Consider the following 24,690-nt stretch of genomic DNA (forward strand, 5'->3'; position numbering starts at 1 on the left):
GCTGTCGGTGTAACGAATAACACCGGCACCGCCGATTTGGCTTATCCTCCGAACCAATCCTGTGGTCGGTCCCCTGTATAAGGGTCGTTCGGATAATTGATTCCGTCATTCCCCGTCCCCGGGTGGTCGAGATTTCCTTCGCCCCGGTTCCAGCTCTGAGCCGTCTCAAATTGAATTAAGTCGTGACTCAGAACGAATGGACGCACGTAAGTCTTCTTTCCTGCCATCAACAATTCACTCCTTTCCCGAATGATACATTTTGTTTCATAATTGATTATTGCATAGGTTATACGCGGGTGCTGTCGAATGCTCGTGCTGCCTCACATTTTTTTATGATAATCGGCAGTCATCCCTCGTCACACTTTCAAAATTGCTTCAAAAGCTTCATGAACTCTAGAACCGTATGGAATATAATGGATGAGGTTGTTGCACTGAGAAGATCGGTGTAGCAGACGTAATCATCTGTTTTTTGAAAAGGAAAGGAGATTGTCATTATGGCCCATTTCCCGTTTCACCGGTCTTTCAAGTTATTCTTCATCACTGTTCTTCTATTGTCACTTCCCATTCCGTCTGTTTTTGCCGAGGGGACGGCCGTCCGTGTGTACTTGGAAGGAGAACCGATTCATTTTACGGATGCACAGCCGCTTATTAAAGATGGGAGAACACTCGTCCCTTTCCGAAAGCTCTTCGAGACCCTTGGATTTACCGTTGAGTGGATCGACACCGGGCAGTTGAAGCAAGCTGTAGGAACAAGAGATGGCCTGGAAATTCGGTTAACGATCGATCATAACGAAGCAAAGGTAAACGGCCGTTCCATTCCTTTGGACGTACCAGCACAGATCATCGATAGCAGTACCATGGTTCCGCTTCGCTTTGTCTCGGAGAATAGCGGCTATCAGGTCACTTTCTCCACCACGGGAAGCGAAGCTACCGTTCAAATTCGTACAGCCGTCTCACCTACGCAGGTAGAGCCTTATGTCGTTAAGGGCCGGGTCGTCGATGCCAAGGGCAAACCTGTAGAAGGAGCCGACATCTTCGCCGATAACCAGCTTCTTTACAACAGCAACCTGCTAACCGTTACCGATGCAAACGGGTATTATCGGATCGAACTGCCGCTTTTGGCCACCACCTGGAATATGGGCGGCTCCCATACCATAGAAGGATATGTTGTGGACCTAACACCCGAGATCGACAAGCCCTTCGCAGGGAATACAGGCGCTATCCGTAATTTCACCATCGAATCGGAAACCGTCAAGGGTGAGCTGTACCTTTATATGGACTTGAATAGCTTCATAGAGGGGTATAAGGAAGATCAGGTTGAATTAACTCTTACCCCTGTCGGTACGTTGGCGGGTGGAAGCACCGGCAAAGTCATCACCGGGCATGGCTATAACTTCCCAGGCGGTTTCGGCATGAACGATGTACCGGTCGGCACATATATAGTAACTGCCAAACATACTTCAAAGGATGGTGAGTCCAAACAGCTTCTCGTCCGTAAAAGAAACAAAGGGCAATTTGCCGAGTCGGCAGAAATTGAATTCAGTCCGCTCGTTGAAGGAATTTATCAGGCTGAGGTTGAAGTGAAAGCCCCTAAATAATCGATAAGCGTCGGCTTCCAGGTGGAATTCCCCCTTCGAACCGGCGCTTTTTGGGCTAACAGAAAACACTACGGATCCGCGGAATGGGAGGGGCGCCATCTCCTCCCCCTTTTCCTTCCTTTTTTACTGGGGAATGCAGGCTGCTTTGGGACAATACACAGGCATCCTAGCTTCATGAGGGCTTCTCCCCTCCCGCGACTGGACTTCACCTGCTAGAAGACGCGTTTGCTTTCCGGGCACGCTAAGCACTAAAAAAGCGACTCCCTTAGGAGTCGCTTATTTGTATTATATATGTCAAGAAGATTGCGCTCCGACGAACCTTCGGTTCTCACCCCACGTGTTCTTTCCCGCCTAACAAAAAAACGACCCTACTGGTCGTCGGCTTGTGTATGTATGGCGGAAAGAGTGGGATTCGAACCCACGCACGGCTTGCGCCGCCTAGCTGATTTCGAGTCAGCCCCCTTGGGCCTCTTGGGTACCTTTCCGCGTTTCAAAGGGACAAGGACTATAATAGCACAGGTCCTATCCCTTTGCAACCCCTGTTTAAAGCCTTTTTTTGCCTTGCTTTCCCCTGCTACTCTTTCTCTTTTTCTCCCGCATTCGGCTCGGTTGAAGCCGTCGATCGCAGTACTTTCTTCAGCTTGCTCTCGAACTTCGCTCTAGGCACCAGCACACTATGCTTGCAGCCTACGCACTTGATCCGAATATCCATTCCCATGCGGATAATTTCCATTTCATTTGTTCCACAGGGATGCGGCTTCTTCATCATGACAACATCGCCCAACTGATATTCCTTCTTTTCCACTACTGCCCGACCGCCCTCTCCGACCTTTGGAAGGTGACCATCTTAGGATAAGGAGCCTCGATCCCATTTGCCTCGAATGCCCTCTTTATCACGCCATTCAATTCACGTGCTACCACAGCATGCATATTAGGCTTACATTCTACAGTTACTCTCAAGGTTACATCCGTCGCCCCAAGCATCTGTACACCCAGTACATCCGGCGCCTTCACCATATTCACATTCGATTCGTAATTGGCCTTTACAGCCTCTTCCAATACCCGTACGGCCTTATCCAGATCCGCCTCATAAGCCACCTGCACATCAACGATAGCTAAGGAGTTATGCACAGAAAAATTAGTTACCTGCTGAATAGTCCCATTGGGGATAATATGTACTTCGCCGGTCCAGCTCTTTACTCGGGTAACCCGCAGACCGATTTCCTCCACAGTTCCTTTGAGCTGTCCGATCTGAATTACGTCGCCGACCGCGAATTGATCCTCAAAAATAATGAAAAAGCCCGTGATTACATCCTTCACTAAACTCTGTGCGCCGAACCCGATGGCGAGTCCAAGCACACCGGCCCCAGCCAGCACCGGCGCCAGACTCACGCCGAATTGTGCCAAAATCATCAGGATCATGATAAAATTCACGACATACGTGACGATATTGCCCATCAACTTGCCAATGGTTTTCGTGCGCCGCGAATCGAACTTCAGCGGGCTTCGCTCCCGTTCCACCATCATATGCTCCAAGGCTTTCAACGAAACCTTTACAATCACTCTACCTATAATGAATATAAGAATAATTTTTACAAGAACTAGGAATAGATTTGTCCATACATTCGGGTCCGTGATATAACCGAGCAGCTTTTCTTTAAACTGCAGCCAGCTGGCTTCCATGTTTTCTCCCTCCGCCTCCCCATTGGAAACAAACCATACTAACATTTTATTCAAGCGTCCTTACCTGCCTTACAGATCAATGGTAACATACTTATCATCCTTTTTAAAATAAATGCCCCTTATTTCTACCTTTTCTTCGGCAATAATTTGTTTTACCGCCTCCAGCTCCTCCTCAGGAAACTCTAAGGATAAAGCACAGCCCGCGGTGATTTCCTTTGGTGTCGGGCACATATCGTTCTCGATCTCCGCATACTCCAGAAGCATCTCTGCTCTCAACGCCTGCTGCGTGGAATCAAAAGCCATAAGCATCCAGAAACCAGCCCCTTCCCCGTTCATTCAGCTTGTCTAGCAAACGTAAGAATGAATTTACTAGCCCACGTATAAAAATGCATCTTCACTCGTATACTAGTAAAAATCGCCTTACCATTCCTTCCCTACTGGAGGACAACCATATGAAACTTCCTTTTCATAGAGACAACCCTAAGCCCAAAGAGAATGAAATCATCAAAATCATGCATACCGAAACCAACAGCATCGAGCTGCTTTCCGAAAAGCTTTCAACTGCACTTCATTCGGTTTCTCCCGATCAGCCGGTGGTTGTTGTCTGTGTGGGAACGGACCGCTCGACCGGAGACTCGTTAGGACCGCTGGTCGGCACTCACTTAAAAAAATCGAACATTGACGATCTTCATTTATATGGTACGCTGGATCATCCCGTCCATGCCATGAATTTAAATGAAACGTTAACCACCATTTATCAGCATTTCAATAATCCGTTTATCATTGCTGTTGATGCATGTCTTGGTCAGCTCACCAGCGTGGGCTGCATTCAGCTTGGCAATGGTCCGGTGAAGCCCGGTGCCGGCGTCAACAAGGAGCTCCCCCCTGTCGGCAATATGCACGTAACAGGCATTGTCAACGTCGGCGGATTTATGGAGTATTTTGTGCTTCAAAACACGCGGCTCAGCTTAGTTATGAACATGTCTGAGGTCATTGCCAAATCGTTTCAGCAAGCACTAAAAGGCATCAATCGGAGATCTACTGCTTCTTTTGCAAAGATCGAGTAAGCACTTCCTTCTCTTCCGGAGAAAGAGTATATTTCGACTGCCCTTGTTCTACCGGCTTGGCATAAACAAAGGTGTGGTCACGATTGTGTATTCCAGATAAGATGAGACCATCCATCTCGTCATCCACCAAAGCGAGCGAGAAGCTCAGGTCACTTCCGCTCTCAGCAAAAGCGTTATACCGCTGGATCGCGATATTCGATTTCATCTTCTGCATTCGCTGCTGCATAGCCAGTATCGTTTGCTCTTGTAGATCCATTCTTTTTGATTGATCATTACAACGGTTTTGCAAATCAATCAGCACTTGCTCCACGTCCAAGCTTCCCGATCCGTTCAGCATCTTCTGATAGGATTTGCGAAGCTTATTCATTTTCACCCATAAGCTTATGACTACAATCAAGAACAACAACGTAACGATTCCTGCAAAAAACAGCACCACTTCAACCGGTAATCCGGACAGCGTCTCTCCCATACGGCTATGCCCCCCCACGTTTCTTTCTCTATGTCACTTCATGTGCTGTGCGATTTCCTTAACGGCACCGATCAATTGGTCAATCTCCGAAGCCTTCGTGTAAAAGCCTACGCTCGCCCGAACCGCCCCTTTATCCAGCGTACCGGCCATTTCGTGAGCAAGCGGTGTACAATGATACCCGGCCCTGACAGCGATTTGAAAGGATTGATCCAAAATAAAAGCCACCTCTGAGGAATCCGCCTGCCCCACGTTAAAGGAGACGATGCCGGTTTTATTTTGTCCGATCTCTGGTCCATATATAGTGATACCTTCAATTTCCTGAAGTCCTTGCATCAGTTTCTGAGTAAGCTCCCACTCTCTCTTGTGAATGCTCTCCACCGTTTCCTCTAGAATAAGCTTCACGCCCTCCGTAAGTCCTGCAATCCCTACTGTATTCGGTGTACCTGCTTCGTAACGATCGGGACGCACAAGGGGCTGTTCTATGGCCTCGGACTGGCTCCCTGTCCCGCCATGAAGCAACGGCTCCAGATCGATCCCAGGATGGATGTAAAGCCCTCCTGTGCCCTGTGGACCCAACAGGCTCTTGTGGCCGGGAAAAGCCAGCATGTCTATGCCCATCGCCTCGACATCGATTTCCAGCGTTCCTGCGCTTTGGGCAGCATCAAGCAGCAGCTTGACACCCTTTTTCCGACATAATTCACCAAGCTCTGCAATCGGCAATATGCTCCCCAGCAGATTGGAGCTATGCGTACAAACCATCAATGTGGTTCGGTTCGTCATTTGTCGTTCCACTTCATTCACATCCATGTGACCGCGGTTATCCGTTTGAATATAGGTTACCTGAATGTTTCTGGTTCTCTTCAAATATTCAAGCGGCCTTCTCACCGAATTGTGCTCAACGGCAGTGCAAATTACATGATCTCCCTCTTTTACGAATCCCTTAATGGCAAGATTTAATGCCATGGTCGTATTCAAAGCATATACAATATCATTCGGATTTTTTACTTTAAACAGCTTTGCCAGACGTTTCCGCCCTTCAAACAGCACACGACTTGCTTGAACAGCCATCTGATGGCTTCCCCGTCCCGGGTTCGCCGCGGCTTGTTCCATGCTCAGCCTCATGGCTTCCAGCACTTGGGGTGGTTTGGGCCAAGAGGAAGCTGCGTTATCAAGATAGATTAAGCTCATTTCACGTCACCTGCTTTCTTACCAGTATTATATAATATTGACAACCCACAGCTATATGTACAAGGTTCGGCAAAGATGTACTGTCTATAATCATAAAGATAGCATACCCAGTGTGCCGGATGCCCATTGCATCGGCCATCATCCAGGTATGCTATCTTATATTACGATGTTTTTCCTTGCAGAAGCTCCAATAACCGGTCCAAGTCGTCCTTGGAATAATATAAAAGCTCGATCTTCCCTTTATTATTGCTGTGCTTTATTTTCACTGTAGTTCGATACACTTCTCTCAGAGATTCTTCCAGCTGATTAATGTAAGGATCCTTGCGCACCGCTTTCGGTTTGATTTTCTTCATGTCCTGCAGCGTTTCGAGCTTCTTCACTTCTTCCTCCAGCTGACGAACGCTCCACTCTTCGCGAATCGCCGTTTCAGCCAATGCCCGAATCAGCTTTTTATCCTTCAAACCGGCAATTGCTTTGGCATGACCCATCGACAATGTTCCACGTGAAACATATTGCTTCACTTCCTCCGGTAACTGGAGCAATCTAAGGAAGTTCGCAATATGCGACCGGCTCTTCCCCACCTTAACGGAAAGCTCTTCTTGAGTTAAAGAAAATTGATCGATTAACGCTTGATAAGCCGCCGCCACTTCCATGGCATTAAGATCCTCACGCTGAATGTTCTCGATCAGGGCAATTTCCATTACTTGTTGATCGGTAAACTTTTTAACGACAGCTGGTATCGTCGGAAGGCTGCAGACCTGGGAAGCACGATACCGCCTTTCCCCGGCTATGATTTCGTAGCCCTTCAGCACGCTTCGAACGATAATCGGTTGAATGACACCATGCTCTTTGATCGAAGTTGCCAGCTCTTGAATGGATTCTTCATCGAAATGACGTCTTGGCTGATACGGATTGGCTCTAAGCTGCGATAGCGGAATTTCGACGACTTTATCGTCTTCATTAATGCTAAGTGCCGGCAAGAGTGCATCCAAGCCCTTACCCAAGCCTTTCCCTAACCCCTTACTCACAGTGAGATCACTTCCTTTGCCAGCTCCAGATACACTTCGGCACCTTTAGAGCGAGGATCATAAGTGATGATCGATTGCCCGTGGCTGGGCGCTTCACTTAGTCTGACATTCCGAGGAATAATGGTTTGGTATACCTTCTGTTGGAAATACTTCTTCACTTCTTCAATGACTTGCATTCCAAGATTCGTGCGTGCATCAAACATCGTTAATAGCACGCCTTCGATTTGAAGAGTGGTGTTCAAATGCTTCTGAACCAGCCGCACCGTGTTCAACAGCTGACTCAAGCCTTCTAGAGCATAATACTCACATTGGATTGGAATAATTACGGAATCTGCGGCCGTCAACGAGTTGACAGTAAGGATGCCTAACGATGGAGGACAGTCGATCAAGATATAGTCGAATTGGTTCTTCACGAGCTGAAGAGATTTCTTCAGCCTCACTTCCCGAGAAATGGTAGGTACCAGTTCGATCTCCGCACCCGCCAATTGAATGGTTGCAGGAATAATCTTTAAATTCGGAATCGCCGTTTCTACCATCGCATCCTTAGGATGAACATCATTGATTAATACGTCATAGATACAATAATTTACGTCGGCTTTATTGACACCGATGCCGCTAGTCGTATTTCCCTGCGGATCGATATCAACTAACAGCACTCGTTTACCTAGAGATGCCAGTGACGCGCCCAAATTCACAGACGTCGTGGTTTTCCCAACTCCGCCTTTTTGGTTCGTTATGGCGATGGTTTTAGACAAAACATTCACCTCATATTAAAACTGAATACTTCTTCTGCTAGCTTCATAGACAAAAGACGAAAAGAAAAGCCTCTTTCGAGGCTAATGTCGTCTACTACAACAAGAAACTCTTTATTCATTTTATCGCTTCGGAATCCGAATTACAATCTCATAATGATCCTCGTAATCTTGTTCCACCGTATTAATAGGAAGACCGGAGGAAGATACCATATCCACGGACTGTCGAATGGTGTTTAAGGCCAGCCGTACATCCTTCGAATAGGAGATTCGTTTCGGCTTACTCTTGGCTTTGATCGCTTCTTTCAACAGAGCGATTCTGGCTTCCGTCTGTTTCACATTCAATTCTTTCGATATAATGTCTTCCAGTACTTTCACCTGAAGCTCTTCTTGGTCAAGTGCCAACAACGCTCGGGCATGGCGTTCCGTTATTTTTCGTTCCATCAAGGCCAATTTGACCGGATCACTTAAATGAAGCAGCCGAATCTTGTTGGCAATCGTAGACTGACTCTTTCCTAAACGTTGCGCGAGGCTTTCTTGCGTTAAGCTATGCATATCGATTAATTGCTGATAAGCAATAGCTTCTTCTAACGCCGTTAAATTCTCGCGCTGAAGGTTTTCAATAAGAGCAATCGAAGCAGCTTGTGAATCATTGAAATCACGAATAATGGCCGGTATGGTGTCATAGCCCAGCTTTTTGACCGCCCGCAGACGACGTTCTCCCGCAATCAGCTCAAATTGCTGGTTACGTACTCGTACTACAATCGGCTGAATGACGCCATGTGTTTTTATCGTCTGACACAATTCTTCAATGCGTTCGTCGTCAAAAATAGTCCTTGGCTGATAAGGACTTGGCACGATGTCATTGACAGGAACATTCTTCACTTCGTCTGCTGCATCTGTTGACGTTTTTTCCGAAAAACCGAACAACTTTGAGATTTGTTCCTTCATCCTGATAACCACCCGATCTTTTTGCCAAGAAATATAAATATCTTAACTACGATGAAAAACGCCCGAATACGTCGTCGTTAGACAAGTTAACGCGGTATCCGAGGCGATTCGATCGACTAACATATATAATTCTCCAAGAACGTGAAAATTCCTGCCGAACCTAGGAAAGAAAAACATTCTTGGAGTTCTTCACAAAAACACATGTAATATGTTCCACGTGGAACACTATTTTACCAGCGGCGACTTTAAAGGGGTTCCCGCTTTGCGTGGATATTTCGCCGGAGTGGCGCCCGTCTTTTCAATTATAATAATATGGCGTGTTGAATCCTCCACAGGCAGCTGGAATCGATGCGTATACTGATGTTTCGCACGGAGCTCCTTAAAGCTGAATTCCGCTTCCTTCAGTTCCTCATCCACCTCACTGCCTTTCATGGCCACGAAGCGCCCGTGAGGAGCTACGAAAGGAAGACAGAATTCATTCAGTACAGCCATTCGGGCAACCGCTCGAGCCGTAACCATATCATATTGGTCCCGGTGGGCCGCTTGCCTAGCAACATCCTCAGCACGACCATGTACGCACTCCACTCCCTGCACGCCCATTGCGTCCACAACATGCTTAAGGAATTGAATTCGCTTATTTAATGAATCTACAATCGTCACTTTAACGTGAGGAAAAGCAATCTTGAGCGGCAGACTTGGGAAGCCGGCGCCCGAACCGATGTCGGCCAGACGCTCCACTCCATCCATATTCACAAAGAACGCTGCAGATAATGAGTCGCAGAAATGCTTGACGTATACCTGCTCCCTCTCCGTAATCCCCGTTAGATTCATCCGCTCGTTCCAATCGACTAGCTCTCGATAATAGATCTCAAATTGCTCCAGCTGTGTCTCCGAAAGGGTAATGCCCCTTGCTGTGAGAAGTTCAACGAATTGAGCCTGAACCGCATCCATCTTCATCTACACTGTACCTCTAGTAGCAAGCACCTTGTTGTAATGCTCCAGATGAACAAGAAGAATCGAGATGTCCGCAGGTGTAACGCCGGATATTCGAGATGCTTGCCCGATGGAGATCGGACGGATCTTTGCCAGCTTTTGCTTCGCTTCCGTAGAAATCCCATGGATATCCTCATATATAATATCATCCGGAATTTTCTTTTGCTCCATCTTACGAAGCTTTTCTACATGAGCCAGCTGCTTCTCAATGTACCCGGTGTACTTCACTTGAATTTCTACTTGCTCCTTCTCTTCTTCCGTCATCTCATACGGTGCGGGAGAAATCTGATGGATATGCTCCAACAGCACCTCAGGTCGACGCAGCAGAGTGAGTAGATCCACCGAGTTCACTAGCTCTGCACTGCCTAATGAAGCAAGCAGCGGCTGGGCCTCCACTGGCTTGACCTTGACCGACTTCAAGCGCTCCTTCTCCTCTTCCACCTTGCGAATCTTCTCTTGGAATCGGCCGTAACGCTCCTCTGTAATCAGGCCGATCTCATAACCGATCGGAGTTAGACGAAGATCTGCATTGTCATGACGAAGCAGCAGTCGATATTCAGCACGCGAAGTAAGCAATCGATAAGGCTCATTCGTACCCTTCGTCACCAAATCATCAATCAATACCCCGATGTAGGCCTCGGAGCGATCAAGAATCACCGCTTCTTTTCCTTGCACCTTACGCGCGGCATTGATTCCCGCCATAATGCCCTGTCCGGCCGCTTCCTCATAACCCGATGTTCCATTGATCTGGCCTGCAGTAAACAAACCGTCCACTACCTTTGTCTCTAACGAAGGCTTCAACTGTGTCGGTATTACCGCATCATATTCAATGGCATAGCCGGTACGCATCATTTCAACTTTTTCCAAACCTGGAATGGAACGTAAAATTTGCAGCTGCACATCCTCCGGCATACTCGTCGATAAGCCTTGGACGTAATATTCCTTTGTGTTCCGGCCTTCCGGTTCCAAGAAAATTTGGTGCTTCGGCTTATCGGCGAAGCGTACAATCTTATCCTCGATGGAAGGACAATAGCGCGGGCCCGTACCCTCGATCGCACCGGAGAACATAGGCGCCCGATGCAAGTTATCATTAATGATTTGGTGTGTTTGCTCCGAAGTATAGGTCAGCCAGCACGGAAGCTGGTTCGGCACCTCTTGCGTCGTTTCGAAAGAGAAAAACTTTGGCTTCTCATCCCCGGGCTGAATTTCCGTTTTCGAGAAATCAATGGAGTCCTGGTGGACGCGCGGAGGTGTACCTGTCTTGAAACGCACAAGCTCCAGCCCATGCTTGCGCAAGCTCTCCGACAATTTCACCGCCGGCTGCTGATTATTCGGGCCGCTCTCATACATCAGCTCGCCCATAATGATCTTCCCACGCAGATACGTCCCCGTAGTAAGGACCACCGCTTTGGCATAATAGGTAGCGCCGGTTTTCGTAACAACCCCTTTGCAAACCCCTTCTTCTACGATTAGCTCTTCTACAAGACCTTGGCGCAGCGTCAGATGCTCCTGCTTTTCGATCGTCTCTTTCATCGTATGTTGATAAAGGAACTTATCCGCCTGGGCACGAAGCGCATGAACCGCCGGCCCTTTCCCTGTGTTCAGCATCCTCATTTGAATATATGTTTTATCGATATTGCGCCCCATCTCTCCGCCAAGCGCATCAATCTCCCTCACCACATGCCCCTTGGCCGGACCGCCAACCGAAGGATTACACGGCATGAAAGCAACCATATCCAGGTTAATCGTCAGCAGCAGCGTCTCACAGCCCATCCTCGCCGCGGCCAACGCCGATTCACATCCGGCATGTCCCGCACCGATGACAATCACATCATATTGTCCCGCTGAGTATCCCATTTTTCCACTTACCCCCTAACAAAATGACAAACGTTTATTTACCCAAACAAAATTGTGAAAAGATTTGATCAATCAACGAATCACTAACTGAATCTCCAATAATTTCGCCTAGCTGCTCCCAAGCGTTGCGTATATCAATTTGGATCATATCAATCGGCACGAAGCTTTCCGCTGCTTCATAAGCCTCGGATAAAGCGCTATGCGCCTGCTTTAACAAGTGAATATGGCGTACATTGCTTACATAGGTTAGGTCCCCCGACTCCAGCTGACCGCTGAAGAAGATGCTGGCTATCGCCTTCTCGAGATCGGTAATCCCCTGATTCTCCAGGAGGGACATCCGAACGACCCGTTCATCGCCAAACACTTCTACCAGGTAATTCAGTTCAATCTCCTGCGGTAAATCTAACTTATTGACAATTACGATGACCTGACGCTCACGCAGCTGCTCGATCAATTCATGTTCACCCTGCTGGAGCGGCTCCGCTCCGTTTACTACGAAGAGAATGAGATCCGCCTCCGACAAAGCGTTCCTGGAACGCTCGACGCCAATCTGTTCGACCAAGTCTGTCGTTTCCCGAATACCCGCCGTATCCAGCAGCTTCAACGGAATTCCGTTGACGTGCACATACTCCTCAATGACATCCCGTGTGGTACCGGCAATCTCAGTGACAATTGCCTTCTCCTCTTGAGCAAGAGTGTTCATTAAGGAGGACTTCCCTACATTCGGGCGGCCTACGATCGCCGTTGTGATGCCCTCACGTAAAATTTTACCCTGCTGCGCCGTCACCAGCAACCGATCGATTTCAGCTAGTGCATTTGTGCATTTATCCTTAATAAAAGCATTCGTCATCTCTTCGACGTCATGCTCCGGATAATCAATGTTCACTTCAATATGAGCCATAAGCTCTACGAGCTGATGCCGAAGCACCTTAATTTGACGAGACAGACTGCCTTCCGATTGCTTCAAGGCCACCTTGAACGCACGGTCCGACTTCGCACGGATTAAATCGATAACCGCTTCGGCCTGAGACAGGTCTATTCGCCCGTTCAGGAAAGCCCGCTTCGTGAATTCCCCCGGCTCCGCAATCCGCGCTCCTTGCTCCAGCAGCAGATCCAGCACCTTCTTGACGGAAACAAACCCGCCATGGCAGCTAATCTCCACCACATCCTCACGGGTAAACGTTTTGGGAGCCCTCATTATCGTAACCAGTACCTCTTCCACCCGTTCCCCGGTTTTCGGATTATGAATGAAGCCGTACCGCACCGTATGCGATTCCATGTCCGTAAGCTTCGTCTTGCCCCGATATACTCTATCGCTTATCGCTACCGCCTCATCGCCGCTAACCCGGATGACAGCAATTCCGCCTTCTCCCATGGGCGTGGCAATGGCAGCTATCGTATCCTCAATCATCACAAATACCTTCCTCTTCTCTTTCGTAGACGTTCATAATTAAGAAAAAACGCAATGAGTCATAAACATCATGACATCATTGCGGTGGTTTCAGCGTAATACGATAACGACTCTGCGGTTCGGCTCGTCCCCTCGGCTGAAGGTTCGTACCTTGGCGTGGTTTTGAAGCTGGGAATGAATCACTTTGCGCTCTTGCGGTGACATCGGTTCCAAAACAACTTCCTTCTTCGTACGAATGACCCGGTCGGCAAGACGATCCGCCAGTTCGGCTAACGTCTTCTTTCGACGCTCCCGGAACTGCTCTGCATCCAATAGGATGCGCATATGATGATCGGAATATCGGTTCGCGACAATGTTCACCAGATACTGCAGCGCATCGAGCGTTTGTCCTCGCCTGCCGATCAGCATGCCGAGCTCCGATCCGTGAAGATGAAGCTCGATGCCGTCTCTCGTCTTCTTTTGATCGATGCGCACCTGCAAATTCATCGTCCGGAATACATCCTGGAGAAAAGCATGAACCTCCTCCATCGGATCGGGAATCAGCTCCAGCTCAACCTTCGCCTCTTTAACGCCGAACAGTCCGAACAATCCCTTGCTCGGCTGCTCCAGCACCACCCGTTTTACTCGTTCTTCGGTAACGTTCCATTGCTGGAGGCCGTTTTGAACCGCATCCTCAATCGTTTTACCCGTCACCACGATTTTCTTCATTTCGTCAAGCCACCCTTATTTTGAGGTCCGTAGATAAAATAAGTTTGAACGATCGTGAAGATATTGCTGTATACCCAGTAAAGCGGAAGCGCAGAAGCGAAGTTCATGGCCATCACGAAGATCAGCACCGGGAAAATAAACATCAGGCTTTGCATTTGCGGATTCATCTGGGACGACATCATTTTCTGTTGAAGGAACGTTGTGAGCGCTGCAAGCAGCGGCAAAATATAATAAGGGTCCTTCGTACCGAGCTGCATCCATAAGAAGGAATGCTCCCCGATATGCTGATTACGCATAATGGCGTTATAAAGAGCAATCAGAATCGGCATCTGAACAACGAGCGGTAAACAGCCGGCAAGCGGATTGACGCCTTCCTTCTGGAACAGCTTCATCGTCTCTTCCTGCTGCTTCTTCGCGTCGTCCTTGTATTTCTCCTTAATCTTCTTCAGCTCCGGCTGAATTTCCTGCATCCGTTTGGAGCTCTTATATTGCTTCAGCGTTAATGGAAGAATAATAAGACGGATAATGATGGTTACCGCGAGAATCGCTAACCCGTATTCCCCCCAGAGGAGATCGGCGAACCAGTCCATAGAGACGGACAAAGGATGGACGAAATACTTGTCCCACACACCGCTGTTCGGATCGATCGGCGTAAGCGCCGGACTACAACCCGCAAGTAGTAATAGCAATGAGAAAAGCGGCACATATTTTGCAAATCGACGCGTCAAAATGAGTTCCTCCTAAGCATTCGCTACAAATATAAGCTGTGGATAAAAAGAGTCTTTTCCAATTATCAACTATATCATATCTGGCACACTAAAGAAAATTATTCTTTCGTCTTTATAGAAGGAGTACGTACGAGCAGCGACGCCCGTTTCAGGACATGCAGCATACTTTTCTCGAGCTCCTGGTACGACATCTCCACGACCGGCTTCCGGGCAATGACAATCAAGTCATATCCTGCAGGAAAGCGATCGGCATTCAGTCGTACAATCTCCTTCATCACCCGGCGGATCCGATTGCGGACGACCGCATTCCCCAGCTTCTTGCTGACCGAAACCCCAAGTCGAAACGTGCCCTGGGCAGGCTGCGGCATATAATAAAGTACAAACTGATGATTGGCCGCCGATTTGCCATATCGGTATACCTTGTCGAAATACTCCCTTTTCGTTAAACGATTACTCTTATCCACGGATCATACGCTCCAATATCCTTCAGAATCCGGCAAATCCTTACCTATCCTGCACGTTTCCATGAGATTTTAAACGATTTTGCCCATAATAAGCAAAAAAGACCACCTGATGTGGTCTTTTCATTTTACGCGCTCAGTACTTTTCTGCCTTTAAGACGACGAGCAGCCAAAACCTTGCGGCCGTTCTTCGTGCTCATTCTCTTACGGAAGCCATGATTCTTGCTGCGCTTCCTTACATTCGGTTGAAATGTCGGTCTCATCTATTGCACCTCCTATAGGGATTCGATCTACATTGTGAGTCCTTGGGTCCCCAAAATACCTTCTAACATTAAACCATCTTGAGAGGCAAAAGTCAACGCTGCAGGCGGGCAAAACGGCTATCCACAAACGGTAAATGCTAGAAGCGGAAATCGACAAAATCGCCTGTGAATAAAAAAACGGCAGAACTTCGCCGATTCTGTCGAACTGTGAACAGATTATAAACAATATCTTGTGTTGTTGATAAGTTATGGGCACAATCTATGGGGTTTGTGGATAAATCCAAAACTTCCGTTGCGGAGCAGGGTCTTTTTTGTTATTATGAGTATGTTTTCGTTTGTGGATATCGAAATTCGTCAACAGCTTTATCAACAGCCTGTGGATATCTTTGTGAACAATTTTCCGACCCTCTGAATAGAATTTTCCCCAAGTTTCTGCATATTGTGGATACTTATCGACAAGTTTCCGTTTTATTCTACAAGGTCACGGGTTCCGCCACACCGGTTATTTTTCTGAAGGAGTGAATAGATTGTGGAAAGCCATCCTAACGACCAGTGGCAGCAGGTACTATCCATTATTCAAAAAAGGGTGAGCAAACCAAGCTACGAAACGTGGCTTACTTCCACAAGGGCGGCCCGGTTCACCGATACGACGGTCGTCATCTGCACCCCCAACAATTTCGCGAGAGAATGGCTGGAGAACCGCTACACGAAGCTCATTAGAGATGCGATTCTCGAGTATAACGGCAAGCAGGTGGAGCTGCGCTTTATTATAGAGTCGGAAGATGAGAAGGAAGAGACCTCATCGGCTCCCGCCCCCCAGCCCTCCAAGCCGGCCAAGCAAGCTGCTGCTCCCGCAGCGGGCGAAGAACCCTTTAGTCATATGATGAACCCAAAATATACATTTGATACCTTCGTCATCGGATCCGGCAACCGGTTCGCTCATGCAGCGTCGCTTGCTGTCGCCGAGGCGCCGGCCAAAGCGTATAATCCGCTCTTTCTTTATGGAGGCGTGGGGCTTGGGAAAACGCACTTGATGCATGCGATCGGTCACTATGTGCTAGAGCATAATCCTAGTGCGAAGGTGCTCTATATTTCTTCCGAGAAATTCACCAACGAGTTTATTAACGCCATCCGCGACAATCGCGGGGAAAGCTTCCGCAACAAATACCGCAACATCGATATCCTGCTCATTGATGATATTCAGTTCCTGGCCGGAAAAGAACAAACGCAGGAGGAATTTTTCCATACCTTCAATGCGCTGCATGAAGAACGGAAGCAGATCATTATTTCCAGTGACCGGCCGCCGAAAGAAATACCGACATTGGAGGAACGGCTCAGATCGCGCTTCGAATGGGGTTTAATTACGGATATTCAGCCGCCTGATCTGGAGACGCGGATCGCCATCCTGCGCAAGAAGGCTAAGGCCGAGAACCTTGATATTCCGAATGAGGCGATGGTCTACATAGCCAATCAGATCGATTCGAACATTCGTGAGCTCGAAGGCGCTTTGATTCGGGTTGTGGCTTATTCTTCGCTGATCAATGAAGACATCACCTCGCATCTGGCAGCTGAAGCGCTGAAGGATATTATTCCAAGCAGCCGTCCTAAGGTCATTACGATCCAGGATATTCAGCAGAAGGTCGGGGAGTTCTACGGACTGAAGATTGAGGATTTCAAAGCGAGGAAACGAACCAAATCCGTTGCCTATCCGAGGCAAATCGCCATGTATTTGGCAAGAGAGATGACGGACTTCTCACTTCCTAAGATCGGCGAGGCCTTCGGAGGACGAGATCATACGACGGTGATCCATGCTCATGAGAAGATTTCCGTAGCATTAAAGAACGATCAGGAATTATTTAAAATTTTACAAAATATCACCGAAAAAATTAAAAACGTGACGATGTAGCGGCCGAAACGAGCAGCCATCTACATCTGCATAAAGGGGAGCCTATGCACAAACTATTCACATGTGGATAGGCTTTCTTTCTGCGCGTTTCATGCACATATCCACATATCCCGGCCCCCTACTACTATTACTAAATAAAAAAAGGTATTATGTAGATATATATGCGAGGTCTGTCCATTTTAGAACCAGTAGGAGTGAAAGTATGAAATTAACCGTACTGAAGGAATTTTTGAATGAATCCATTTCGCATGTTTCCAAAGCGATTACGAGCAAAACGACAATTCCCATTTTGAGCGGAATCAAAATAGATGCAGACACCACAGGTATGACATTAACCGCCAGCGATACGGACATTTCAATCCAAAGCTTTATTCCTATGGAGAAGAACGATATTCGCGTGATCGAGCTGAAGCAATCAGGCAGCGTCGTTCTCCCTTCTAAATTTTTCGTTGAAATCATTCGTAAGCTGCCTGCGCAGCAAATCGAGATCGAAGTGAAGGATCATTTTCAAACCATCATTCGCTCCGGTTCGGCAGAGATCCAGCTGATGGGTCTCGATCCGGAAGAATATCCGATTATGCCGGGTATTGAAGAGAACCGCCGTGTCCAAATTCCGAGCGACCTTTTGAAAACGATGATCAAACAAACGGCCTTCGCCGTATCGACGAATGAAGCAACGCCGATTTTGACTGGTATTTTGTGGACGATCTCCGACGGAAAGCTGAAATTTACCGCGTGCGACCGGCATCGCCTTGCCAGCCGGGAGACGAACATCGATGTAGATGCGGATTTTTCGCTTAACAATGTTTCCATTTCAGGGAAGACGATGAACGAGCTTTCCAAAATTTTGCCTGACCAGAATACCTTGATTGACGTGGTATTCGCGGATAATCAGGTGCTTTTCAAGATGAGCTCGATTCTTTTCTATACACGGATTCTGGACGGCACGTACCCGGATACCTCCAAGCTGATTCCGCAGTCGTTCCAAACGGAGCTCGCCGTAGGCACCCAGGAGCTGGCCGATGCGATCGATAGAGCATACGTACTCTCCCGCGAGGAGAAGACGAATATCGTGAAGCTTGTTATGCGGGATGACCAGTCCATAGAGGTCTCTTCCAGCTCCTCCGAGCTTGGGAAGGTAACGGAGGAATTGGTCGTGTCGCGCTTGAACGGAGAGCTGCTCCGTATTTCGTTCAACTCCAAATATATGCTTGATGCACTGAAGGTTATGGACAGCGCGCAGGTCCAAATCGGATTTACAGGCGCCATGCAGCCGATCATTATCCGTCCGGATGAGGAGTCGAGCCTGCTGCAGCTGATCCTGCCATATCGCACGACAAACTGATGGAAGGGCGGATGCCAACATGAAAAAAGTGGAAATCGATACGGAGTACATCACCCTAGGGCAGTTTTTGAAGCTGGCTGACTGCATTTCCACAGGCGGCATGGCGAAGCCTTTTTTACAGGAAAACGAGGTCATCATTAACGGGGAAGCCGACAACCGCCGCGGACGCAAGCTGAGAGATCAGGATGTCATCCAGGTCGAAGGCTGTGGACAATTTCAAGTGGTGCGCAAATAATGCATCTGAAGAAGCTGTCCCTGCAGCATTACCGCAATTATCAACATGTGGAATTCTCAACGGACCACCAGGTGAACATTATCGTCGGACCTAACGCGCAAGGGAAAACGAATTTGCTGGAATCCATCTTCGTCATGGCGCTAACCAAATCCCATCGCACCCATCAAGATAAGGAGCTTATCCGGTGGGATGCCCCCCATACGCTTCTGCACGCTGAAGTTGTCAAGCGCTACGGGAACGTTCAATTGGATCTGTCCATCACCCGGCAAGGGAAGAAGGCCAAGATCAACGGTCTCGAACAGAGAAAATTAAGCAACTTCATCGGTACTATGAATGTCGTCATGTTCGCTCCGGAGGATCTGGAGATCGTCAAGGGTTCCCCGGGTGTACGCCGCCGGTTTCTCGATATGGAGATCGGCCAGGTGCACCCTGCCTATCTCTACGACCTGACGCAGTACAACAAAATCCTGCTGCAGCGAAACAATTATTTAAAGCAGCTGTACGCTTCTCCCGGCGGCAAAGCCCCCCTTCTTGAGGTATGGAATGAACAATTAGCGCAGTTTGGTGTTAAAATTATGAAAAAGCGTCAAAGCTTTATTAAGAAGCTGCAAACTTGGGCGGAAAAGATTCATAGCGGCATTACGAACGGACAAGAAACGCTTCGAATCGCTTACGAAAGTTCTCTGCCGGCCGCGCAGACGGAAGATGAAGCTGTTTTATTGGACCAATTTATGATAAAGTTAACACAGGTGAAGGATCAGGAATTGCGCCGCGGCGTCACCCTTGTCGGCCCGCATCGCGATGACCTGCGCTTTTTCATTGATGAGAAGGAAGTGCAAACCTTCGGCTCCCAGGGACAGCAGCGGACAACGGCATTGTCTTTGAAGCTGGCGGAGATCGAGCTTATCAATGAGGAGGTCGGGGAATACCCTCTGCTGCTTCTTGACGACGTCTTGTCGGAGCTGGACCGCTTCCGCCAGACGCAGCTAATCGAGACGTTTCAGAACAAGGTACAAACCTTCATCACGACAACCGGCATTGAGGGGATCGATCTTTCCAAGCTGGAGAGCGCCTCAGTCATTCATGTGAAGAGCGGCAGTATCGTGTAATGGTTCACCAAGGCTTACGCCCGGACTTGTACGAGCGTAGCTTTTATCATAGATCGTCTGACGGGTAAGGAGCTGAACGGGATGTTCATCCACTTGGGCGGAGAAAAGATTATTCGCGCTTCAGAGCTTGTCGCTATTTTTGACTTATCTATCGAAAAATCCTCAAAAGTCTCGAAGCAATTTATCACGTATGCCAATAAAGAAAAGCGGGTGGAGGTCATCGGCGAGGAGGAAAGCAAGTCGCTCGTCGTAACGCAGACGAAGGTCTATTATTCTCCCATCTCCTCCATGACTCTGAAGAAACGAGCCCATCAGCTGTTAACAAACTAGATTGATCAAGAAAAGTAGGTGTCAAGATGTCTGTCAATCCTAATGCTGCGACATATGATGAAAGTCAGATTCAGGTGTTGGAAGGCCTGGAAGCCGTTCGGAAACGTCCGGGGATGTATATTGGTTCCACGAGCGCCCGCGGTCTTCATCATCTGGTGTGGGAAGTAGTAGATAACAGTATCGACGAGGCGCTAGCCGGCTATTGTACCAAAATTCAAGTAACCGTCCATAAGGATAACAGCATTACGGTTGTCGATAATGGCCGGGGCATTCCTGTCGGCGAACATCCGAAGCTGAAGAAGTCTACTCTGGAAGTTGTACTCACCGTACTTCATGCAGGCGGAAAGTTTGGCGGCGAAGGCTATAAGGTGTCCGGCGGACTGCACGGCGTAGGTGTGTCCGTTGTCAACGCGTTATCCAAGAAGGTCGTCGTACAGGTTAAGCTCAAAGGAAAGATTCATCAGCAGGAGTATCACCGCGGTGTGCCGCAATACGACATCAAGGTGATCGGCGAGACGGATGAAACGGGGACAACCGTTACCTTCTGGCCGGACGATGAGATTTTCACGGAGACCACGGAATTCGACTACGATACGCTGCAAGGGCGCATTCGCGAGCTTGCTTTTCTGAACAAGGGCATCGAGATCGTTCTGACGGATGAGCGTACGGAACAGTCCCAAAGCTTTCAGTACGAGGGCGGGATCATCTCATTCGTCGAATATTTGAACCGGAACCGGGAAGTGGTGCACCAACCGCCGATTTATACGGAGGGGACGAAGGATCACATTCAGGTGGAGATTGCCCTGCAATATAACGATTCCTATAGCGAGAACATTTATTCGTTTGCCAACAACATTAATACTCATGAGGGCGGCACGCACGAATCGGGCTTTAAAAGCGCATTGACCCGTATTATGAACGACTATGCCCGTAAGCATAACGCCATTAAGGACAGCGATTCGAACCTTTCCGGGGATGATGTGCGGGAGGGCTTGACAGCGATCATTTCCGTGAAAATTCCCGAGCCGCAGTTTGAAGGACAGACTAAGACGAAGCTCGGCAACAGCGAGGTGCGCGGGATCGTCGAATCCCTGTTTGCCGAGAAGCTGCAGGAATTCATGGATGAGAACCCTTCGATTGCGAAGAAAATCGTAGAGAAGGGTGTGCAAGCCCAGCGTGCCCGTGAAGCGGCGAGAAAGGCTCGTGAGCTGACGCGGCGCAAGAGCGCACTTGAAGTAAGCTCCCTCCCAGGGAAGCTGGCCGACTGCTCCTCCAAGGATGCCTCGATAAGTGAGGTGTACATCGTTGAGGGTGACTCCGCTGGCGGATCAGCCAAGCAAGGACGCGATCGGCACTTCCAAGCGATTCTCCCGTTGCGCGGTAAGATTTTGAACGTAGAAAAAGCCCGGTTGGACAAAATTTTGTCCAACGCGGAAATTCGCGCCATTATCACAGCCCTAGGTACGGGGATTGCGGATGATTTTGATATTTCGAAGGCGCGCTACCACAAGATCATTATCATGACTGATGCGGATGTGGACGGTGCCCATATCCGGACTCTGCTGCTCACGTTCTTCTACCGCTACATGCGCAAGCTGATCGAGTACGGCTATGTCTATATCGCACAGCCGCCGCTCTACAAGCTGGAGCGCAACAAAACGATTCGATACGCTTATAACGATAAGCAGAGAGAAGCGATAATGGCGGAGTTCGGCGAGGGCTCCAAAGTGAATGTCCAGCGCTATAAGGGTCTTGGAGAGATGAATCCGTCCCAGCTGTGGGAGACAACGATGGATCCGGAGAGCCGAACGCTGCTGCAAGTGACGATCGAGGACGCGAAGCTTGCTGACGATCTGTTCGATACGTTGATGGGCGATGCCGTAGAGCCACGTCGTGATTTTATTCAAGAGCATGCGAAGTACGTTAAGAACTTGGACATTTAAACAGCTGGAATGAAGACGCAGACATCTGCTGGTGGGATAGCCATCTATCTTTCACCGGCAGTTTCGTGCGTTTACGTCTGTACTCATAGATTTATCGTTTTCATTGTGTAGTAGTGCTAGCTTACGAAAGCTTGAAGGAGGTAACCATGTCAGAAGAACCGCGTTCGCAAGTAAAAGAAATCGATATCGGCTCGGAGATGCGCACGTCCTTTATGGATTATGCCATGAGTATCATCGTCAGCCGTGCTTTGCCGGATGTTCGTGACGGATTGAAGCCGGTTCACCGACGTATTCTTTATGCCATGTCAGAACTGGGGATGTCCCCGGACAAGCCATATAAGAAATCCGCGAGAATCGTCGGCGAGGTCATCGGTAAGTACCATCCTCACGGGGATTCTGCTGTGTACGAAACGATGGTGCGGATGGCACAGGATTTCTCACTTCGCTATATGCTTGTCGACGGCCACGGGAACTTCGGTTCGATTGACGGCGATATGGCTGCGGCGATGCGTTATACCGAAGCCAGACTTTCCAAGATTGCGATGGAGCTGCTTCGCGACATTAACAAGGATACTATTGATTTTGCTCCTAACTATGATGGCGAAGAACAAGAGCCCGTCGTTCTGCCAGCGCGTTTTCCGAACCTGCTGGTAAACGGATTGTCTGGGATTGCGGTAGGGATGGCAACGAACATTCCTCCTCATAACTTAACCGAAGTCATTAACGGGGTTCAGCAGCTGATCGAAAACCCGGACATTGCTCCGCTTGACCTAATGCAGTCAATCAAGGGTCCCGACTTCCCTACGGGCGGGTTCATTCTGGGAAGAGAAGGCATTAAGCAAGCTTATGCAACCGGCCGCGGCTCCGTAACTATGCGCGCTAAGGCAACGATTGAAGAGAACAATAACAAGGCGCGTATTATCGTGTATGAGCTGCCGTACCAAGTCAATAAAGCCCGACTGATTGAGAAGATTGCCGAGCTGGTTCGCGAGAAGAAAATCGACGGCATCACGGATTTGCGTGACGAGTCCGACCGTAACGGGATGCGGATTGTCATTGAGCTTCGCCGCGATGTGAATCCGAATGTCGTGCTTAACAATCTCTACAAGCAGACGGCGATGCAGTCCAACTTCGGGATTATTATGCTGGCACTTGTCAATGGCGAGCCGAAGGTATTGAACCTGAAGGAAATGCTCTATCACTATCTTGAGCATCAGAAGGTCGTCATCCGCAGACGGACCGAATTCGAGCTGAAGAAGGCTGAGGCTCGAGCACACATCCTGGAGGGCTTACGTATTGCGCTGGACCACCTGGATGAGGTTATCGCGCTGATTCGTGCTTCCCGAACAACGGAGGAAGCACGCGACGGCTTGATGGAGCGCTTCACCCTAAGCTATGACCAAGCCCAGGCGATTCTCGATATGCGCTTGCAGCGCCTGACCGGTTTGGAGCGCGACAAGATTGAAGAGGAATACGCAGAGCTGTTAAAGAAAATTGCGGAATACAAAGCGATTCTAGCCGATGAGAAGCTTGTTCTCGACATCATCAGTACGGAACTGAATGAAATTAAGGATAAGTTCGGCGATGACCGTCGCTCCGAGATTACCTACGGCGGTGAAAGCATTGAGGATGAGGATCTGATTCCTCAGAGCGATGTCGTTATTACGATTACCCATACGGGATATATTAAACGTTTGCCGGTATCCACCTACCGCAGCCAGAAGCGCGGGGGCAAGGGTGTCATCGGGATGGATACGAAGGACAACGACTTCGTTGAGCATTTGTTCGTTACCAACACACACCATTACCTGATGTTCTTCACGAACAAAGGAAAGGCCTACCGTCTTAAGGCTTACGAGATTCCGGATCTCAGCCGGACGGCTCGGGGTACGCCGATTATCAATCTGATCCAGATTGAACAAGGCGAAACGATCAATGCCGTCATTCCGGTGGAGAACTTCGAGGATGACAAGTACCTTTTCTTCGCAACCAAGAAAGGTATCGTCAAGAAAACTCCGCTTGAAGACTATTCGAATATTCGCAAAGGCGGACTGATCGCCCTTTCGCTTCGCGAGGATGATGATCTGATCAGTGTTCGTCTTACAGACGGCCACCAATCGATCATTATGGGAACGAAGGAAGGCATCTCGATCCAATTCCCTGAGGAGGAAGTGCGCCCGATGGGCCGCGCGGCTACAGGGGTAAAAGGGATCGACTTGTCTGACGACGATGCCGTTATTGATATGGATGTCGTTCATCCGGATAACAGCGTGCTGATCGTAACCTCCAAGGGCTTCGGCAAGCGGACGCCGATTTCCGAGTACCGTCTTCAGTCCCGCGGTGGTAAAGGGATCAAAACGCTCAATGTCACGCCTAAGAACGGAACCGTTGTCGGCCTTAAGATTGTAAACGATGACGAGGATCTGATGATTATTACGGCGATGGGAACCGTAATTCGGACAAGCATGTCCGGGATTTCGCTCATGGGACGCAATACGCAGGGCGTTAAACTCATCAATATCAAAGAAGAAGACGAAGTTTCGACTTTGGCTCGTGTAGATAAAAGCGAGGAACCGGATTCCGATGAGGAAGAACTGGAAGGCAGCGAGTCTGAAGGCACTACAGAAACAGAATAAAGAAAAGAAGTAAACCATGGAGAATGGGG

At 48.7% G+C, this 24,690-nt stretch carries 25 protein-coding genes and 1 tRNA gene; 9 read left to right on the plus strand and 17 right to left on the minus strand.

Annotated elements, in window-relative coordinates; translation table 11 throughout:
* Nucleotides 1-41: 41 nt before the first annotated feature.
* A complete protein-coding gene (locus tag RAC89_RS11985; protein WP_306613737.1) occupies nucleotides 42-227 on the minus strand; it encodes a hypothetical protein in 186 nt (61 codons plus the stop codon).
* Between the two features lie 267 nt (nucleotides 228-494).
* On the opposite strand from RAC89_RS11985, the gene RAC89_RS11990 reads away from it, so the two are divergent.
* Entirely contained in the window at nucleotides 495-1,598 is a 1,104-nt protein-coding gene (locus RAC89_RS11990; protein WP_306613739.1) for a stalk domain-containing protein, read from the plus strand.
* Nucleotides 1,599-1,992: 394 nt separating this feature from the next.
* On the opposite strand, the gene RAC89_RS11995 is transcribed toward RAC89_RS11990, so the two are convergent.
* The 4 genes from RAC89_RS11995 to RAC89_RS12010 all read right to left on the minus strand — a co-directional run bounded on the left by RAC89_RS11995 (nucleotide 1,993) and on the right by RAC89_RS12010 (nucleotide 3,590).
* Nucleotides 1,993-2,083, minus strand: a tRNA-Ser gene (locus RAC89_RS11995).
* Nucleotides 2,084-2,172: 89 nt separating this feature from the next.
* Entirely contained in the window at nucleotides 2,173-2,403 is a 231-nt protein-coding gene (locus tag RAC89_RS12000; RefSeq protein ID WP_284643024.1) for a DUF951 domain-containing protein, read from the minus strand.
* Entirely contained in the window at nucleotides 2,403-3,326 is a 924-nt protein-coding gene (locus RAC89_RS12005; protein ID WP_306613742.1) for a mechanosensitive ion channel family protein, read from the minus strand. Before RAC89_RS12005 ends, RAC89_RS12000 begins: the two co-directional genes overlap by 1 nt.
* Before the next feature lie 24 nt (nucleotides 3,327-3,350).
* Nucleotides 3,351-3,590, minus strand: coding sequence for a putative Se/S carrier protein (locus RAC89_RS12010; protein WP_284643026.1), 240 nt, complete (start codon nucleotides 3,588-3,590; stop codon nucleotides 3,351-3,353).
* A gap of 143 nt (nucleotides 3,591-3,733) precedes the next feature.
* Here RAC89_RS12010 and yyaC point away from each other — a divergent pair, with 143 nt between their 5' ends.
* Nucleotides 3,734-4,348, plus strand: coding sequence for a spore protease YyaC (gene yyaC / locus RAC89_RS12015; RefSeq protein WP_306613744.1), 615 nt, complete (start codon nucleotides 3,734-3,736; stop codon nucleotides 4,346-4,348).
* On the opposite strand, the gene RAC89_RS12020 is transcribed toward yyaC, so the two are convergent.
* The 12 genes from RAC89_RS12020 to rpmH all read right to left on the minus strand — a co-directional run bounded on the left by RAC89_RS12020 (nucleotide 4,320) and on the right by rpmH (nucleotide 15,157).
* On the minus strand, nucleotides 4,320-4,817 hold the full coding sequence (locus RAC89_RS12020) for a DUF4446 family protein (RefSeq protein ID WP_306613746.1): 498 nt from the start codon (nucleotides 4,815-4,817) through the stop codon (nucleotides 4,320-4,322). The two genes, yyaC and RAC89_RS12020, sit on opposite strands and share 29 nt — an antisense overlap.
* Nucleotides 4,818-4,850: 33 nt before the next feature.
* Nucleotides 4,851-6,005, minus strand: a complete 1,155-nt coding sequence (locus RAC89_RS12025) for an aminotransferase class V-fold PLP-dependent enzyme (protein ID WP_306613748.1) — start codon at nucleotides 6,003-6,005, stop codon at nucleotides 4,851-4,853.
* Between the two features lie 161 nt (nucleotides 6,006-6,166).
* Nucleotides 6,167-7,033 (minus strand): ParB/RepB/Spo0J family partition protein, encoded by an 867-nt coding sequence (locus RAC89_RS12030; RefSeq protein ID WP_306613750.1) that lies wholly within the window; start codon nucleotides 7,031-7,033, stop codon nucleotides 6,167-6,169.
* Nucleotides 7,030-7,788, minus strand: coding sequence for a ParA family protein (locus tag RAC89_RS12035; protein WP_284643035.1), 759 nt, complete (start codon nucleotides 7,786-7,788; stop codon nucleotides 7,030-7,032). Before RAC89_RS12035 ends, RAC89_RS12030 begins: the two co-directional genes overlap by 4 nt.
* 120 nt (nucleotides 7,789-7,908) lie before the next feature.
* Nucleotides 7,909-8,736, minus strand: coding sequence for a nucleoid occlusion protein (noc, locus tag RAC89_RS12040; RefSeq protein ID WP_284643037.1), 828 nt, complete (start codon nucleotides 8,734-8,736; stop codon nucleotides 7,909-7,911).
* 225 nt (nucleotides 8,737-8,961) lie between these two features.
* Nucleotides 8,962-9,687, minus strand: a complete 726-nt coding sequence (gene rsmG, locus RAC89_RS12045; RefSeq protein WP_306616088.1) for a 16S rRNA (guanine(527)-N(7))-methyltransferase RsmG — start codon at nucleotides 9,685-9,687, stop codon at nucleotides 8,962-8,964.
* 6 nt (nucleotides 9,688-9,693) lie between these two features.
* Nucleotides 9,694-11,586, minus strand: a complete 1,893-nt coding sequence (gene mnmG / locus RAC89_RS12050; protein WP_306613753.1) for a tRNA uridine-5-carboxymethylaminomethyl(34) synthesis enzyme MnmG — start codon at nucleotides 11,584-11,586, stop codon at nucleotides 9,694-9,696.
* A gap of 34 nt (nucleotides 11,587-11,620) precedes the next feature.
* A complete protein-coding gene (gene mnmE / locus RAC89_RS12055; RefSeq protein ID WP_306616089.1) occupies nucleotides 11,621-12,997 on the minus strand; it encodes a tRNA uridine-5-carboxymethylaminomethyl(34) synthesis GTPase MnmE in 1,377 nt (458 codons plus the stop codon).
* 90 nt (nucleotides 12,998-13,087) lie between these two features.
* Complete coding sequence (gene jag, locus RAC89_RS12060; RefSeq protein WP_284643041.1) at nucleotides 13,088-13,705, minus strand: RNA-binding cell elongation regulator Jag/EloR; 618 nt, start codon at nucleotides 13,703-13,705, stop codon at nucleotides 13,088-13,090.
* Nucleotides 13,702-14,433, minus strand: a complete 732-nt coding sequence (locus RAC89_RS12065) for a Vpu (RefSeq protein ID WP_306613755.1) — start codon at nucleotides 14,431-14,433, stop codon at nucleotides 13,702-13,704. Before RAC89_RS12065 ends, jag begins: the two co-directional genes overlap by 4 nt.
* A 98-nt stretch (nucleotides 14,434-14,531) precedes the next feature.
* Nucleotides 14,532-14,897: a ribonuclease P protein component gene (rnpA, locus tag RAC89_RS12070; protein WP_306613757.1), complete on the minus strand. Its 366-nt coding sequence runs from the start codon at nucleotides 14,895-14,897 to the stop codon at nucleotides 14,532-14,534.
* Nucleotides 14,898-15,022: 125 nt separating this feature from the next.
* Nucleotides 15,023-15,157 (minus strand): 50S ribosomal protein L34, encoded by a 135-nt coding sequence (gene rpmH, locus RAC89_RS12075; protein ID WP_284643045.1) that lies wholly within the window; start codon nucleotides 15,155-15,157, stop codon nucleotides 15,023-15,025.
* A 529-nt stretch (nucleotides 15,158-15,686) separates the two neighbouring features.
* Between rpmH and dnaA the strand changes: the two genes are divergently transcribed.
* From dnaA to gyrA, 7 genes are all read left to right on the plus strand, one after another.
* A complete protein-coding gene (gene dnaA, locus RAC89_RS12080; protein WP_306613759.1) occupies nucleotides 15,687-17,063 on the plus strand; it encodes a chromosomal replication initiator protein DnaA in 1,377 nt (458 codons plus the stop codon).
* Nucleotides 17,064-17,265: 202 nt separating this feature from the next.
* Nucleotides 17,266-18,408 (plus strand): DNA polymerase III subunit beta, encoded by a 1,143-nt coding sequence (gene dnaN / locus RAC89_RS12085; RefSeq protein ID WP_306613762.1) that lies wholly within the window; start codon nucleotides 17,266-17,268, stop codon nucleotides 18,406-18,408.
* 19 nt (nucleotides 18,409-18,427) lie between these two features.
* Nucleotides 18,428-18,643: a S4 domain-containing protein YaaA gene (gene yaaA / locus RAC89_RS12090; RefSeq protein WP_284643051.1), complete on the plus strand. Its 216-nt coding sequence runs from the start codon at nucleotides 18,428-18,430 to the stop codon at nucleotides 18,641-18,643.
* Nucleotides 18,643-19,752, plus strand: coding sequence for a DNA replication/repair protein RecF (gene recF / locus RAC89_RS12095; RefSeq protein ID WP_306613763.1), 1,110 nt, complete (start codon nucleotides 18,643-18,645; stop codon nucleotides 19,750-19,752). Before yaaA ends, recF begins: the two co-directional genes overlap by 1 nt.
* Nucleotides 19,753-19,833: 81 nt before the next feature.
* Complete coding sequence (gene remB, locus RAC89_RS12100; RefSeq protein ID WP_284643055.1) at nucleotides 19,834-20,082, plus strand: extracellular matrix regulator RemB; 249 nt, start codon at nucleotides 19,834-19,836, stop codon at nucleotides 20,080-20,082.
* A 26-nt stretch (nucleotides 20,083-20,108) separates the two neighbouring features.
* Nucleotides 20,109-22,025: a DNA topoisomerase (ATP-hydrolyzing) subunit B gene (gyrB, locus tag RAC89_RS12105; protein ID WP_306613764.1), complete on the plus strand. Its 1,917-nt coding sequence runs from the start codon at nucleotides 20,109-20,111 to the stop codon at nucleotides 22,023-22,025.
* Between the two features lie 146 nt (nucleotides 22,026-22,171).
* Nucleotides 22,172-24,661 carry a DNA gyrase subunit A gene (gene gyrA / locus RAC89_RS12110; RefSeq protein ID WP_306613765.1) on the plus strand — a complete coding sequence of 830 codons (2,490 nt, stop codon included), beginning with the start codon at nucleotides 22,172-22,174 and terminating at the stop codon, nucleotides 24,659-24,661.
* The last annotated feature ends 29 nt before the right edge of the window (nucleotides 24,662-24,690 follow it).

The organism is Paenibacillus sp. GD4 (genome assembly GCF_030846225.1).
Lineage (GTDB): Bacteria > Bacillota > Bacilli > Paenibacillales > NBRC-103111 > Paenibacillus_G > Paenibacillus_G silviterrae.

Coding starts and splice junctions, on each gene's coding strand:
- RAC89_RS11985 (WP_306613737.1), bottom strand. CDS start 227: ATGGCAGGAAAGAAGACTTACGTGCGTCCATTCGTTCTGAGTCACGAC.
- RAC89_RS11990 (WP_306613739.1), top strand. CDS start 495: ATGGCCCATTTCCCGTTTCACCGGTCTTTCAAGTTATTCTTCATCACT.
- RAC89_RS12005 (WP_306613742.1), bottom strand. CDS start 3,326: ATGTTAGTATGGTTTGTTTCCAATGGGGAGGCGGAGGGAGAAAACATG.
- RAC89_RS12010 (WP_284643026.1), bottom strand. CDS start 3,590: ATGCTTATGGCTTTTGATTCCACGCAGCAGGCGTTGAGAGCAGAGATG.
- yyaC (WP_306613744.1), top strand. CDS start 3,734: ATGAAACTTCCTTTTCATAGAGACAACCCTAAGCCCAAAGAGAATGAA.
- RAC89_RS12020 (WP_306613746.1), bottom strand. CDS start 4,817: ATGGGAGAGACGCTGTCCGGATTACCGGTTGAAGTGGTGCTGTTTTTT.
- RAC89_RS12025 (WP_306613748.1), bottom strand. CDS start 6,005: ATGAGCTTAATCTATCTTGATAACGCAGCTTCCTCTTGGCCCAAACCA.
- noc (WP_284643037.1), bottom strand. CDS start 8,736: ATGAAGGAACAAATCTCAAAGTTGTTCGGTTTTTCGGAAAAAACGTCA.
- rsmG (WP_306616088.1), bottom strand. CDS start 9,687: ATGGATGCGGTTCAGGCTCAATTCGTTGAACTTCTCACAGCAAGGGGC.
- mnmG (WP_306613753.1), bottom strand. CDS start 11,586: ATGGGATACTCAGCGGGACAATATGATGTGATTGTCATCGGTGCGGGA.
- mnmE (WP_306616089.1), bottom strand. CDS start 12,997: ATGATTGAGGATACGATAGCTGCCATTGCCACGCCCATGGGAGAAGGC.
- jag (WP_284643041.1), bottom strand. CDS start 13,705: ATGAAGAAAATCGTGGTGACGGGTAAAACGATTGAGGATGCGGTTCAA.
- rpmH (WP_284643045.1), bottom strand. CDS start 15,157: ATGAGACCGACATTTCAACCGAATGTAAGGAAGCGCAGCAAGAATCAT.
- dnaN (WP_306613762.1), top strand. CDS start 17,266: ATGAAATTAACCGTACTGAAGGAATTTTTGAATGAATCCATTTCGCAT.
- yaaA (WP_284643051.1), top strand. CDS start 18,428: ATGAAAAAAGTGGAAATCGATACGGAGTACATCACCCTAGGGCAGTTT.
- recF (WP_306613763.1), top strand. CDS start 18,643: ATGCATCTGAAGAAGCTGTCCCTGCAGCATTACCGCAATTATCAACAT.
- remB (WP_284643055.1), top strand. CDS start 19,834: ATGTTCATCCACTTGGGCGGAGAAAAGATTATTCGCGCTTCAGAGCTT.
- gyrB (WP_306613764.1), top strand. CDS start 20,109: ATGTCTGTCAATCCTAATGCTGCGACATATGATGAAAGTCAGATTCAG.
- gyrA (WP_306613765.1), top strand. CDS start 22,172: ATGTCAGAAGAACCGCGTTCGCAAGTAAAAGAAATCGATATCGGCTCG.